This window comes from Streptomyces sp. Tue6028, from assembly GCF_002300165.1.
Lineage (GTDB): Bacteria > Actinomycetota > Actinomycetes > Streptomycetales > Streptomycetaceae > Streptomyces > Streptomyces siamensis.
In genome coordinates, this window is record NZ_MLCE01000020.1 from 60,593 (window position 1) to 73,612 (window position 13,020).

11 protein-coding genes are annotated in these 13,020 nt (G+C 71.4%); 2 read left to right on the plus strand and 9 right to left on the minus strand.

The window, feature by feature from the left end; all coding sequences use genetic code 11:
• The first annotated feature begins 32 nt into the window (after nt 1–32).
• Entirely contained in the window at nt 33–854 is an 822-nt protein-coding gene (locus tag BKI49_RS18195; RefSeq protein WP_095935334.1) for a YceI family protein, read from the plus strand.
• A 15-nt stretch (nt 855–869) separates the two neighbouring features.
• On the opposite strand, the gene BKI49_RS18200 is transcribed toward BKI49_RS18195, so the two are convergent.
• Nucleotides 870–1,589: a GAF and ANTAR domain-containing protein gene (locus BKI49_RS18200; RefSeq protein WP_095935335.1), complete on the minus strand. Its 720-nt coding sequence runs from the start codon at nt 1,587–1,589 to the stop codon at nt 870–872.
• 156 nt (nt 1,590–1,745) lie between these two features.
• Between BKI49_RS18200 and BKI49_RS18205 the strand changes: the two genes are divergently transcribed.
• Nucleotides 1,746–2,213 (plus strand): PPOX class F420-dependent oxidoreductase, encoded by a 468-nt coding sequence (locus BKI49_RS18205; RefSeq protein ID WP_095935336.1) that lies wholly within the window; start codon nt 1,746–1,748, stop codon nt 2,211–2,213.
• A gap of 497 nt (nt 2,214–2,710) precedes the next feature.
• On the opposite strand, the gene BKI49_RS18215 is transcribed toward BKI49_RS18205, so the two are convergent.
• From BKI49_RS18215 to BKI49_RS18250, 8 genes are all read right to left on the minus strand, one after another.
• Nucleotides 2,711–3,484, minus strand: a complete 774-nt coding sequence (locus BKI49_RS18215) for a TetR/AcrR family transcriptional regulator (RefSeq protein WP_095935337.1) — start codon at nt 3,482–3,484, stop codon at nt 2,711–2,713.
• Between the two features lie 154 nt (nt 3,485–3,638).
• The gene (locus BKI49_RS18220; protein WP_095935338.1) at nt 3,639–5,126 is read right to left on the minus strand and encodes an MFS transporter; all 1,488 of its coding nucleotides are present in this window, start codon (nt 5,124–5,126) and stop codon (nt 3,639–3,641) included.
• Nucleotides 5,127–5,281: 155 nt separating this feature from the next.
• Nucleotides 5,282–7,591 (minus strand): glycosyltransferase family 39 protein, encoded by a 2,310-nt coding sequence (locus tag BKI49_RS18225; protein WP_095935339.1) that lies wholly within the window; start codon nt 7,589–7,591, stop codon nt 5,282–5,284.
• A complete protein-coding gene (locus tag BKI49_RS18230) occupies nt 7,588–9,093 on the minus strand; it encodes a bifunctional glycosyltransferase family 2/GtrA family protein (protein ID WP_095935340.1) in 1,506 nt (501 codons plus the stop codon). Before BKI49_RS18230 ends, BKI49_RS18225 begins: the two co-directional genes overlap by 4 nt.
• A gap of 14 nt (nt 9,094–9,107) precedes the next feature.
• Entirely contained in the window at nt 9,108–10,754 is a 1,647-nt protein-coding gene (locus BKI49_RS18235; RefSeq protein ID WP_095935341.1) for a sensor histidine kinase, read from the minus strand.
• Complete coding sequence (locus BKI49_RS18240) at nt 10,751–11,491, minus strand: response regulator transcription factor (RefSeq protein WP_179332490.1); 741 nt, start codon at nt 11,489–11,491, stop codon at nt 10,751–10,753. Before BKI49_RS18240 ends, BKI49_RS18235 begins: the two co-directional genes overlap by 4 nt.
• 124 nt (nt 11,492–11,615) lie before the next feature.
• On the minus strand, nt 11,616–12,452 hold the full coding sequence (locus BKI49_RS18245) for an amidohydrolase family protein (protein ID WP_257004853.1): 837 nt from the start codon (nt 12,450–12,452) through the stop codon (nt 11,616–11,618).
• 136 nt (nt 12,453–12,588) lie between these two features.
• Nucleotides 12,589–12,939, minus strand: coding sequence for an antibiotic biosynthesis monooxygenase family protein (locus BKI49_RS18250; RefSeq protein WP_095935344.1), 351 nt, complete (start codon nt 12,937–12,939; stop codon nt 12,589–12,591).
• Nucleotides 12,940–13,020 lie beyond the last annotated feature (81 nt).

The window sequence follows — 13,020 nt, forward strand, 5'->3', positions numbered from 1 at the left end:
GGTCTCATTGCTGGATCGCAAGGAGTTTGACCATGGGACTGACCGCGAAGATCCGTACGCGGGACGGATGGGCCGTGTCGCACGCGGTCGTCACGGTGACCGACACGACGGGCAGCCAGGTGGTGCGGGCCGAGGCCGACGCGGACGGAGCCGTGCAGGACACCACCGCCCTGGCCCCCGGCGCCTACACCGTGATCGTCACCGCGGTCGGATACGCGCCCGCCGCGTCCAGCGCCATCGTCACGGCGAGCGGCCGCGCCGAGATCGGTCAGGTCACCCTCGCCCGGCAGGGCGGCACCGAACTCCCGCCGCCCGGCCCCTGGACCATCGACCCGGCCCACTCCTCCGTCGGCGCGGTGGCCCAGCACCTCGGGATCTCCAGCGTCCACGGCCGCTTCACCGACTTCTCCGGCACGATCGAGATCGCGCCCGACCACGTGGCCGGGTCCCGGGTCGAGGCGACGATCTCCGCCGCCTCGATCGACACCGGCAACGGCATGCGCGACGGGCACCTCAGGTCACCGGACTTCCTCGACGTCGAGCAGTACCCGGTGATCACCTACCGGTCGGTGGGGGTGAGCCCCGCCGGCTCCGACCGCTGGACGGTGCACGGCGAGCTCACCATGCACGGCGTCGTCCGCCCGGTCGATCTCGACCTCGCCTACCTCGGAACCGGCGCCGACCCCTGGGGCGGCACGCGCGCCGCCTTCCGGGCCACCGCCGAGCTCCACCGGGAGGACTTCGCCATGAACTACAACCAGGTGGTCCAGGCGGGCATCTCGGCGATCGGTACGACGCTCAAGGTGGAGCTGGACATCCAGGCGGTGCAGGGCGAGTCGCTGCCGGCCGCCTGAGCCGCCGGGCCCGGCTCACGCGTCGCCCCGGCCCGCGTCGACGATCCGACGAGCCAGTTCGCGCAGCTTGACGTTCTCCCGCTGGGATATCCGCACCAGACTGTCGAAGGCCTCCGCCGCGTCGGTGTCGAGGCGCTCCATGAGGATGCCCGTGGCCTGCCCGATCAGGTCGCGGGTGCGCATGGCCTCGGTGAGCTGTTCGCGCACCGTCGCCGACTCCAGGGCGATGCTGACGTGCGCGGTGAACAGCCGGCCGATCCGGGTGGCCGAGTCGTCGAAGGCCCGCGGCTCGCGCGCGTACGCCGTCAGTACGGTGATCCGGCGCCGGTCGGCACGCAGCCGCAGCGACAGCACCGAGCGCAGCCCGAGACCGGAGAGCCCGAGCTCGTCCGTGGACGCGCTGTCCTCGATGCTGGCGACGGGCGCGGTCCACAGCCGGCTCCAGTACGGATGGTCCTCCCGGCCGGTGTTCAGGGAATCGGCCAGACGCACGACCTCGTCGGTCCACACGAGGGTCCGGTGCGTGTCGCGCTCGATGACCGAGATCCCGGCGTGCTCGGCGCCGGGCAGCAGGTGCACGGCGAGCCGGGCCGCGGTGCGCAGGGTGCCGTGGGGGCTCGGCGTCTCGTGCAGTCGCTGAGCGGCCGCCGTCAGCGCATCGGCCAGCTCAACACCCGCCGTAAAGCGGGACAATTCAGAAAACTCGGACGCAGTCACCACGAACCTCTTCGGCATGCACGGCCGAACGGCCGTGCGCAGGAGAGCTCCGCAGCACATTCCTGACTGCGAGCATTAGGACGAGCAGCACTTTAGCTGTTCCGACGCGGCTGGGCGCGACCCGCCGGGTGGCTGCCACGGCCGCCGTCCACGCCCGCGCCGTAGGCTGTCCGCATGGCTCCCAACATCGCGACGAACACCGCTGTCTCCCGGGACGAGTTGCTGGACTTCGTGCGTCCCCGGCACCGCGCCATCCTGCTCACCCGCCGTGCCGACGGAAGCCCGCAGGGCTCGCCTCTGACCTGTGGTGTCGACGACTCGGGCCGTATCGTCGTGTCGACCTACCCGGAGCGGGCCAAGACCCGCAACGCGAAGCGTGACGAGCATGTCAGCCTGATCATTCTGAGCGACGAGTGGAACGGTCCCTGGGTCCAGGTCGACGGTACGGCCGAGGTGATCGACTCCCCCGACTCCGTCGAGCCTCTCGTCGAGTACTACCGGAACATCGCGGGGGAGCATCCGGACTGGGACGAGTACCGCGCGGCGATGCGGAAGCAGGGCAAGTCGATCATTCGCGTCACCCCCACGCGCTGGGGACCGGTGGCGACGGGCGGTTTCCCCGCGCACCTGTCCCAGGACTGACCCCGGGTTCCTTCGCCCCCTCCGCCCCTACCCGACCCGAACCCCCGGGGGCTCCGCCCCCGGACCCCCGCTCGGCCTGAACGGCCTCGTCCTCAAACGCCGGACGGGCTGGGGCACTGCCCCCAACCCCGACTACGACGACCCCGGGGGTGGGGAAATCGGCCTGGACGGCCTCGTCCTCAATCGCCGGACGGGCTGAGAGGTTGCTCTCTGCCCTCAAGACGGGGCGGGGCGGGGATTGCCCCCGGCGGGAAGGGAGTTGCCGCCCGGCGGGCCAGCGGTCAGGTCCCAGCCCCCTCGCACCCGCAGCCGCTATCGCACCGAAGGGGCCGTGCCGGTGCATCACATGCCCGTTGCGGACGGCAACACGACCCCACCGCACTGACCCACCGGACCACACAAGGGCTGCAACGGGCGGATCACCGGCACGGCCCCGACCCACCCACCGGACCGGCGACGACCCACCCACCGAACCGAAGGCGGCGAAACAGTCACGCTCAGCCCCGGGCGACCATCGTCTCGATCCCGGCGACCAGCATCTCCAGCGCGAACGTGAAGTCCCGCTCGCGCATCTCCTCGACCGTGTCACCGCCCCGCGCCTCCATGAGATCGGCGGCGCTCTCCAGGTTGGCGGCGAACTGCGGCTGTTCGCTGATCGTGCTCATGGCCTGCCGGAAGTACTCGTCCTGCGACATCCCCGCCGAGGCGCAGCGCTGCACGAAGTGCCCCTCGATCGTGCCGAAGCCGTAGACGAACTGGAAGACGGCCGAGAGCGCCCCCATCTGCCCGTGCGGCGGCAGCCCGGTGTTGCGGACCACCTGCTGCACACAGAGCGAGAAGGACATCGAGCACGGCCCGATGTTCAGGAAGTTGCCGATGAGCGGCGACACCCAGGGATGACGTACCAGCAGCGCCCGGTACCCGACCGCGAGCGCGCGCAACTGCTCCCGCCAGTCCTCGCCCGACTCCGGATCCGGCAGCCCCAGTTCACCGAAGACGGCGTCGAGGGCGAGTTCGAGCAGGTCGTCCTTGGTGTCGACGTACCAGTACACGGACATCGCGGTGACGTTCAGCTCCGCCGCCAGCCGCCGCATGGAGAACTTCGCCAGCCCCTCCGCGTCCAGCAGTCGCACCGTGGCCTCGGTGATCCGTTCCCGGTCGAGCCCCGACGGCTGACCGCCACCGCGGGCCGACCCGCCCCGGGACGCCTTGCCCTCCAGCCAGACACTGGTCCGCGCCGGACGCTTGGCCCGGTCGGCTGCCCTCACCATGGCGCACCTTCCTCGGAGCTCGTACCGCGGGACGGTCCGGAATTCCCCGGTCCGCCCTCCCACATGATGCTAAGCGCGCGTTTCGGAGAAACCGCTACGGAGACCGCGCAGCGCCACACGGAGAGCACCTCGCGAGGAGCGCCACGCGAGAACGCTACGCGGAGACCGCCACCGCGGAGTCTGCCCTCTCCGCCCGCCGCAGCAACGCGGCCGCGAGCAGTCCGCCGAGAAGCACCGCGACCGCACCGACCAACTGGCTGGTCTCCAGCCCCGACGAGAACGCGTCCGTGATCCGCTCCCGCTCGTCCCCCGAGCCCGCCGAGGCGAGCGCGGCCGGCAGCGACGTGGCCGCGACCGGAATCAGCGCCGCGAACCGCGAGTTGAGGATCGCGCCGAGCACCGCCACCCCCAGCCCGTTGCCGAACTCGGCGAGCGTGCCGTTGATCCCGGCGCCGACGCCCGCCTTCTCCCGCGGGATCGCACTCATGATCGCGTGCGCCATGGCGGGGTTGGCCACCGCACAGCCCGCGCCGATGAGCAGCAGCCCGAGCAGCGTGCCGCCGTAGCCGTGCCCGGCGAGCGTCGCGATGGACACGAGTCCGCCCGACATCAGCACCATGCCGAGCGCGATGGACAGGGGCGTGCCGAGCCGGGCCGTCCACTTCGCGGAGAGCCCGGTGAAGTTCAGCGCGACGACGGACAGTGCGAGCGGAGCCGTCCGCAGTCCGGCCTCCAGCGGCCCGTACCCGAGGACGAACTGGAGGTGCTGCGTGAGCAGGAACAGCGCACCGCCCATGCCGAAGGTGATGAGCACGGCGCCCGCGACGGCGCCGGTGAAGCGCCGGTCCCGGAAGAAGTGCAGGTCGAGCATGGGGTGGGGAATCCGGGACTCCCAGTAGGCGAAGCCGCCGAGCACCAGGAGCGCGATCGCCGCGGTCAGCAGCACCCGCCCCGAGGTCCAACCGTGCTCGGGCCCGGAGATGATCGCGTAGACGAGCGCGGTCATACCGATGGTGGACAGCAGGGCACCGAGCAGGTCGGGGCGGTCACCGCGAGGGGCCTTGGACTCCGGCACGAGGGCGACCACGGCGGCGAGGCCGAGCGCGGCCACCGGCAGGTTGATCAGGAAGATCGCCCCCCACCAGAAGTGATTGAGCATGAAGCCGCCGAGCAACGGCCCCGCGGCGAATCCGAGGGCGTTCACCGCGCTCCAGATGCCGATCGCCTTGGGCTGCTCGTCGGGCGTGAAGATCTGCATCGCGACGGCGAGGGTGGTGGTGAGCAGCAGCGCGCCACCCACGCCCATGCCCGCCCGCGCGGCGATCAGCTGCGGGGTGGAGTCGGCGAGTCCGGCGACGAGCGAGCCCAGGCCGAACAGCGCGAGGCCCGCGATCAGCATCTTCTTGCGGCCGTAGCGGTCGGCCGCGCTGCCCGCGGTGAGCAGCAGCCCGGACTGCACCAGCGAGTACGCGTTGATCATCCACTGGATGTCGGAGGTCGCCGCGCCGAGCTCCCGGTTGAGGGAGGGGATAGCCACGTTCAGGACGGTGTTGTCGAGCAGCACGGTGAGCTGCGCGAGACAGATGACGCCGAGGATCAGCCATCGCTGGGGGTGGCCCTGGGGAGCCGGCACGGTTGACATGCTTTACACCGTAGAACAAGACCCATACACCGTACAGCCGGTTTTTTCCGCCCGCCACAAAGCCCCCGCACCCCGCCGGAACCCACCACACACAGACCGGTGGCCCGGAGCAGAATCGCCCCGGGCCACCGCCCGACCCCGCACACGGCCAGCGATCAGCCGTTCCGCTGCGTCAGGTCGTAGAACGTCGCGGACCCCACCGTCACCTTCTTGAAGTTGGCCGTGACCCAGGAGCTGATCTGGGACGAGGAGCCGGAGCCACCGCCCATTCCGCCGCCCATTCCGCCGCCGGAGATGAAGTAGTGGATCTTCCCTGCGGCCACGTACTTCTTGAACTGGGCCAGGGTCGGAGACGGATCGGTGCCGTTGAAGCCGCCGATGGCCATCACGGGCCTGCCGGTCGCGAGCTGATAGCCGGCGGAGTTCTGGGAGCCGATGGCCGCGGCGGCCCAGGTGTAGTCGTCCGCGTTCTCCTCCAGCAGCTTCTTGGCCGCGGAGCTGACGCTCGCGCCGTTCAGCAGCCCGCCGGCACCGCCGCCTGCGCCCATCGGGCCCTCGCCCTGGACCATGCCGCCCGCGCCGGGACCGCCCTGCTGGTTCTGCCCCTGGCCGCCCGCGCCGTTGCCGTTCTGCGTGTTGCCGTTGCCGTTCTGTCCCGGCATGCCGCCGCCGGGGAAGCCGCCGGTCGGAGGCTGTCCCGTACCGCCGCCCTGCTGGGTGTTGCCGTTCCCGTTCTGCTGGTTCTGGCCCGGCATGCCGCCGCCGAAGCCGCCCCGCATGCCACCGCCGCCACGGCCGCCACCGGGACCGCCCATCATGCTCGCGCCGGCGGGACCGGCCGTCACGATGGAACCGGTGTGCCCGGTGTCCACCGTGGAGAGCGTGTACGCGGTCGGACCCGCGACCGAGGCCACCACGCTCAGCCCCACCGCCGCGAGGGCGAGCGGGCGTCCGATCCGGGTGACGAAGATCAGGCCGAGCGCACCGGCCAGTCCGCCGACCAGGACCAGCCACTTGAGCCAGGGCAGGTAGTCGGGCGTCCGGTTGAGGAGGACGTACCCCCAGGCGGCGGTCGCGGTGACCGCGCCGGCCAGGCTCAGCGAGGCCCAGATCCTGGACCGCTCCTCCCACAGGACCGTCGCGCCCATGCCGACGACGGCGGCGATGTAGGGGGCGAGGGCCACCGTGTAGTACTGGTGGAAGATGCCGGCCATGTAGCTGAAGACGACCGCGGTCATCAGCAGCGCGCCGCCCCACGCGAGGAACGACCCACGGGCCAGGTCGGTACGCCCGGCGCGGGCGACGGTCCCCTCGCCCGGACGGAACCGGGAACGGGTGAGCACGAGCCCGGCGACCAGCAGGATCAGCGCGGCGGGCAGCAGCCAGGAGATCTGGCCGCCGATCTCGGAGTTGAACATCCGGTCCCAGCCGGTCTCGCCCCACTGACCGGTCCCGCCGCCACCGCCACCGCCGCCGACGCTGCCGGTCTCGTCGCCGTTGATGCGGCCGAGGCCGTTGTAGCCGAAGGTCAGCTCCAGGAAGGAGTTGTTCTGCGAGCCGCCGATGTACGGGCGGGAGGACGCGGGCCACAGCTCCACGATCGCGACCCACCAGCCGCCGGAGACGACCATGGCGAGCGCGGACAGACCGAGCTGCCCGAACCGCTTCTTCAGGGAGACGGGTGCGCAGACCGCGTACACCAGCGCGAGCGGCGGCAGGATCAGGAAGGCCTGGAGCGTCTTCACGAGGAAGGCGAGGCCGACCGCGGCACCCGCCCACACCAGCCACTTGGTCCGGCCGTCCTCAAGACCGCGGATGACGCAGTAGACGGTGACGGTCATGAGCAGCGCGAGCAGCGCGTCCGGGTTGTTGAACCGGAACATCAGCGCGGCGACGGGAGTGAGCGCGAGCACCGCGCCCGCGATCAGGCCGGCGGCGGGGCTGAAGCGACGGCGCACGGCCGCGTAGAGGACGCCGACCGTGGCCACGCCCATGAGGACCTCGGGCACGAGGATCGCCCAGGAGCTGAGGCCGAAGATCCGGACCGACAGGGCCATCGGCCACAGCGAGGCCGGGGGCTTGTCGACGGTGATGGCGTTGGCGGAGTCGAGCGAGCCGAAGAAGAAGGCCTTCCAGCTCTGGCTGCCGGCCTGTACGGCCGCGGAGTAGAACGAGTTGGCGTACCCGGAGGCGCTCAGGTTGTACAGGTAGAGGAGCGCGGTGGCGGCCAGCAGGCCGAGGAGGGCAGGTCGCACCCAGCGCGGGTCCTCGGGCCGGCCGCGCCAGAGGCGACGGTGGAACGGCTGCCGGGGCTCACCCGAGCCGGAACCGGAGTCGGAGCCCGGGCCGGGAGCGGGAGGCGGAGCGCCGGCGGGCAGGCCCTGCTGCTGCGGGGCCGTCGCCGTGGGCGGCTCCCACGAGGGACTCACACCCTGTGGACGGGTCGTGTCGGGCTGAGTGGTCATCGTGCGTTCCTCGGGTCGTGATCGTGCGGGCGCACCGCCTGCAACTGCATGGTCGAGTCCCCCCAGGTGCGGTCCGCGGCCTCACCGGCGCGGAACTGGGTCGTGTCGTACGGGGCTTGGTCGTGCGGGGCTTGGTCGTGCGGGGCGGGGCCGTGCGGGGCCGGTACCTGCGACGCCGGGCCGTACGGGGCGACCGGGCCGTGCGAGGTCGGGTCGTACGAGGCCGGACGGTGCGAGGCCACGACGTGCGACGTCCGCTCGTCGCGCCGGTCCGGGAAGACCCAGGCCCGGAACAGCAGGAACCGCAGCACGGTCGCCGCGAGGTTGGCGGCGATCAGTACGGCCAGCTCGGTGGAGTGCGAGGGGTCGCTGCTCGCCGCCTTCAGCGCGGCGAGGGAGCCGCTGGTGAGAGCGAGGCCGATGCCGAAGACGACCAGGCCCTGCGCCTGGTGGCGGACGGCGCCGCCCCGGCCGCGCACCCCGAAGGTCAGCCGCCGGTTGGCGGCCGTGTTGGCGACCGCGGAGACGAGCAGGGCCAGCGCGTTGGCGATCTGCGCCCCGGAGAAGGAGCGGAAGGCGCTGTAGAGCAGCAGGTAGAACAGGGTGGACAGGCCGCCGACGACGCAGAACCCGACGAGCTGGCGGGCCAGACCGCCCGGCACGTCGGTGAGGTCCCGGTCGCGCGGATCGTCCCCGAAGGGCCGGCCGAGCCGGTCGAGCGGCAGCGAACCGGTGGCGAGGGCGCGGCCCACCCGCCACACCCCCTTGAGGTCGTCGGTCGCGGTCTTCACGATGTGCACGGTCGAGTCCGGGTCGTCGACCCAGTCGACGGGCACCTCGTGGATGCGCAGTCCGGCCCGCTCGGCGAGCACCAGCATCTCCGTGTCGAAGAACCAGCCGGTGTCCTCGACCAGCGGCAGCAGCGCCTGGGCGACATCACGGCGGATCGCCTTGAAGCCGCACTGCGCGTCCGAGAAGCGGGCCTGCAGCGAACCGCGCAGGATCAGGTTGTACGAGCGGCTGATGAACTCCCGCTTGGCGCCGCGCACCACCCGGGAGCTCCGTGACAGCCGGGAGCCGATCGCCAGGTCCGAGTGGCCGGAGATCAGCGGCGCGACCAGCGGCAGCAGGGCGTTGAGGTCGGTGGACAGGTCCACGTCCATGTAGGCGAGGACCGGCGCGTCCGACGCCGACCACACGGCCCGCAGCGCCCGGCCGCGGCCTTTCTGCTCCAGCCGGAAGGACCGGACCTCGGGGATCTCCGCCGCCAGCCGCTCGGCCACCCGAGGGGTGCTGTCCGTGGACGCGTTGTCCGCCACCGTGATGCGGAACGCGTACGGGAACGTGCGCTCCAGGTGCTCGTGCAGTCTGAGCACACATGGCTGGAGGTCCTTCTCCTCGTTGTAGACGGGGATCACTACGTCCAGGACAGGCGTACCGGCGTCTGTGGCCGGGAGGTGCTCCCGCGCCGGCAGATTGCCGGGAGAAGGGTCGGTTCGCATGCGAACGACTCTCGTCAAGCGCCCTGTTGCGCCCATGTGGTGGTGCTGTGCTGCGCCTGTGAGTGCGATGACCACGCCGCTTCGGGTGCGGGCCGCGGCACGGCGGGGCCGAGCGCGGGCAGATGCAACGTGAACACGGTCCTGCCGGGCACGCTGTCGACGGTCACGGCACCGCCGTGCGCGGTCGCGACCGCCTGCACGATAGCGAGCCCCAGACCGGTGGATCCGGTGGCCCGGGACCGCGCGGAGTCCCCGCGCGCGAACCGTTCGAAGACGTGCGGCAGCAGTTCGGACGAGATGCCCTGGCCGTTGTCCTCGACGTCGATGCACATCCACGGTCCGCGCCGCTGGACGCGCGCCGTGACCGTCGTGCCCGGCGGGGTGTGCTTGCGGGCGTTGCCCAGCAGGTTGACCAGCACCTGCTGGATGCGTGCCGCGTCCCCGGCCACCAGGGCCGGTTCGTCGGGCAGGTCGAGACGCCAGTTGTGGTCCATGCCGGCCGCGCGCGAGTCGCTGATGGTGTCCACCACGAGCGGGACGAGGTCGGTGTGCTCGAACTGGAGGGGGCGGCCCGCGTCCAGGCGGGCGAGCAGCAGCAGGTCCTCGACGAGCAGCGTCATCCGGCCCGCCTCGGATTCGATCCGGCCGAGCGCGTGCCGGGTGTCGGGCCCGACCTGCTCCCTGCCGCGCCGGGTCAGTTCGGCGTAGCCCCGGATGGAGGCGAGGGGGGTGCGCAGCTCATGGCTGGCGTCCGCGACGAACTGCCGTACCCGCGTCTCGCTCTGCTGGCGGGCGTGCAGGGCGCCGTGCACATGGTCGAGCATCCGGTTCAGCGCGGCACCGACCTGGCCGACCTCGGTGTGCGGGTCGGTCTCGGACTCCGGGACACGTTCGCTGAGGTTCACCTCGCCGCTGTGCAGGGGGAGTTCGGAGACGCGGGTGGCGGTGGCGGCGACCTTGCGCAGGGGGCGGGTGGCGAAGCCGACCAGGACGTAGCCGGCGATGGCGGCGGCCACCAGGCCGGCGGCGGTGACACTGATCTCGACGAGGATCAGGGTGTTGACGTTCTCGTCGGTGTCCTCGGTCGGCAGGCCGACGTAGTACGAGTCGCCGCCGTCCCGGCTCGTGGCGTACTCGACGAAGTAGCTCCCGAGACCCGGGAGATCCACGGAGTGCCCCTTGCCGTCCTTGGGCACGGTGGCGAGCGCCGTCTTCTGCGCCGTGGAGAGCTCGGCGGCGTTCATCGTCTTGAAGATGCCGTTGGTGTCGTTCTTCTGCTCCGCCACCGCCGCGCTGGTGATCTCGCCGTCCGCCACGTACGCGGCGATGGTCCTCGGCTGGGTCGGGCCCTTGGTGACGAAGTCCCGGACCTTGCCGCTCGGCGTGGTGCTGTCGTCGAGGGCGCCGCTGTCCCCGATGGGGGCGCCGGGACCGCCGCCCAACTTGTCCGGCAGGCGGCCGCCCACCGCGCGCATGGCGGTCTCGTGCAGCTTGTCGCCCAGCTGGTCGTACAGGTGCGAGCGCAGCGCGATCGTGGTGACGGTGCCGATCACCGCGCACACGACGGCGATCAGCGTCACGGACGCGACGACGAGCCGCGTCCGCAGGGTGCGCGGCTGTCCTCGCCTCTTCTGCGTACGCGGCCGTCGTCGTCCGCTCATGACGCGGCGGGCTTGATCAGATAACCGGCACCGCGCCGGGTGTGGATCATCGGCTCGCGGCCCGCGTCTATCTTGCGTCGCAGGTAGGAGATGTAGAGCTCGACCACGTTGGCCTGGCCGCCGAAGTCGTAGGACCACACCCGGTCGAGGATCTGCGCCTTGCTGAGCACCCGGCGCGGATTGCGCATCAGGAAGCGGAGCAGTTCGAACTCGGTCGCGGTGAGGTGGATGTTCTCGCCCGCCCGCGACACCTCGTGGCTGTCCTCGTCCAGGGTGAGGTCGCCGACCACCAGCACGGAGTCGGAGCGGCGGTCGGCCGCGCCGGAACGGCGGATCAGTCCGCGCAGCCGCGCCACGACCTCTTCGAGGCTGAACGGCTTGGTGACGTAGTCGTCGCCGCCGGCGGTCAGGCCCGCGATGCGGTCCTCGACGGCGTCCTTCGCGGTGAGGAACAGCACCGGCACGTCGGGCAGTTCGCGGCGCAGCCGGCCCAGGACGGCCAGTCCGTCCATGTCGGGCAGCATCATGTCGAGGACGACGGCGTCGGGCCGGAACTCGCGCGCGGTCTGCACGGCGCCCTGTCCGTCGCCCGCGCTGCGGATCTGCCAGCCTTCGTAGCGCAGGGCCATGGACAGCAGCTCGGTGATCGACAACTCGTCGTCCACCACAAGCACTCGGACGGGGCTCCCGTCCGGCCTCAGCAGTTCGGTGCGCCCCTGGGGCGAGGTCGTGGTCATAGCGGACACCTTGCTGGGCGCCGCTGAGAGCATCCTTTCGGGAACCTGTGATTTGTCTGAGAAACCCACAGGAGTCTCTCAGGGAACTCCTGGGAAGATCATCGGCTGTTCCGGGCGGCGCGGATCACGGGTCGATCGCGAAGAGGCGTGCGCCGTTCTCCCAGCAGACCGCGCGCAGCCACACCTCGCCCAGTCCGAGCCGTTCCAGGGCGTGCAGCTGATGGGCGTACGGATAGGGGATGTTGGGGAAGTCGCTGCCCAGCAGCACCCTGTCGCCGAGGGCGGCGAGGCGGTCGCGTGCCCGGTCCGGGAAGGGGGCGAGCCGTTCGGCGAAGTCGGTGAACGCCATGGTCGTGTCGAGCCGCACCTCCTCGTACCGCTCCGCCAGGTCGAGGAAGTCCTCGTACTCCGGCATGCCCATGTGCGCGACGACGAGCCGCAGCCTCGGGTGGCGCGCCAGGACGGCCGCGACCGGACCGGGTCCGGTGTGCTTGCCGGGCGAGGGCCCGGACCCGCAGTGCATCACGACGGGCACGCCCGCCTCGGCCAGTGCCCCCCACGCCGGGTCGAGGAGCGGGTCGCCCGGGTCGTACGCCCCGACCTGCACGTGTGCCTTGAAGACCCGTGCGCCCGCGTCCACCGCCTCCCGTACGTACCTCTCCACGCCCGGCTCGGGGAACAGGGTCGCCGTGTGCAGGCAGTCGGGGGTGCGGCGGGCGAAGCCGACGGCCCAGGAGTTGAGCCATTCGGCCATGCCGGGCTTGTGCGGGTAGAGCATGGCGGTGAAGGCCCGCACTCCGAACGCCCGGATCACGGCGAGCCGTTCGTCCTCGTCCGCGCGGTAGGTGATCGGCCACTCGACGCCGCCGGTCAGCGGGCCGAGTCCGTCGAAGTAGTCCCACACCTTGCGCAGCACGCGGTCGGGCATGAAGTGGGTGTGCACGTCGACGAGACCGGGCAGGCCGAGGCGCCGCCAGAACCGTGTGACGTCGGCGGCGTCGGCCGGGGCGGCGGAGCCGTCGCCGGGACCGCCTGCCGGGAGTCCGCTGTCGTCGGCCGTACCGTCGCCCGGTGTGCCGTCGCCGGCCCGCTGCCCGCTACCGCTCGGCACGCTCGAACCCGTGGCTGTGTTCGACCTTGGCGATGTGCAGGGTGTAGCGCGTGTACCAGTGGTCGCGGCCGTGCTTCTTCGCCGCCCGGTGCTCCATGTGGTTCCGCCATGCGTCGATGGCCACCTTGTCGCGGAAGTAGGCGACGGTGACCCCGAGTCCGCCGGGTGTGCGGGCGGCGTCCTCCCCGAGGAAGCCCGGGATCTCCTTCACCAGCTCGCCCAGCCGCTCGCCGGTCTCGTCGTAACCGTCGTTGTCCTCCGTGAGCACGGAGGTGAACACGACGGCGTAGTAAGGAGGTTCATGTGCGGCGACAGGCGCAACGGAGTGATCGCTCATGTCGCCACTCTCGGGTCGGGCGCCCGGCTCCGTCCAGCGCCTTTCCGTACGGGACCCAAAAGGGATCGAAGTCTTGACCAT

Coding starts and splice junctions, on each gene's coding strand:
- BKI49_RS18195 (WP_095935334.1), top strand. CDS start 33: ATGGGACTGACCGCGAAGATCCGTACGCGGGACGGATGGGCCGTGTCG.
- BKI49_RS18200 (WP_095935335.1), bottom strand. CDS start 1,589: ATGCCGAAGAGGTTCGTGGTGACTGCGTCCGAGTTTTCTGAATTGTCC.
- BKI49_RS18205 (WP_095935336.1), top strand. CDS start 1,746: ATGGCTCCCAACATCGCGACGAACACCGCTGTCTCCCGGGACGAGTTG.
- BKI49_RS18215 (WP_095935337.1), bottom strand. CDS start 3,484: ATGGTGAGGGCAGCCGACCGGGCCAAGCGTCCGGCGCGGACCAGTGTC.
- BKI49_RS18220 (WP_095935338.1), bottom strand. CDS start 5,126: ATGTCAACCGTGCCGGCTCCCCAGGGCCACCCCCAGCGATGGCTGATC.
- BKI49_RS18225 (WP_095935339.1), bottom strand. CDS start 7,591: ATGACCACTCAGCCCGACACGACCCGTCCACAGGGTGTGAGTCCCTCG.
- BKI49_RS18230 (WP_095935340.1), bottom strand. CDS start 9,093: ATGCGAACCGACCCTTCTCCCGGCAATCTGCCGGCGCGGGAGCACCTC.
- BKI49_RS18235 (WP_095935341.1), bottom strand. CDS start 10,754: ATGAGCGGACGACGACGGCCGCGTACGCAGAAGAGGCGAGGACAGCCG.
- BKI49_RS18240 (WP_179332490.1), bottom strand. CDS start 11,491: ATGACCACGACCTCGCCCCAGGGGCGCACCGAACTGCTGAGGCCGGAC.
- BKI49_RS18250 (WP_095935344.1), bottom strand. CDS start 12,939: ATGAGCGATCACTCCGTTGCGCCTGTCGCCGCACATGAACCTCCTTAC.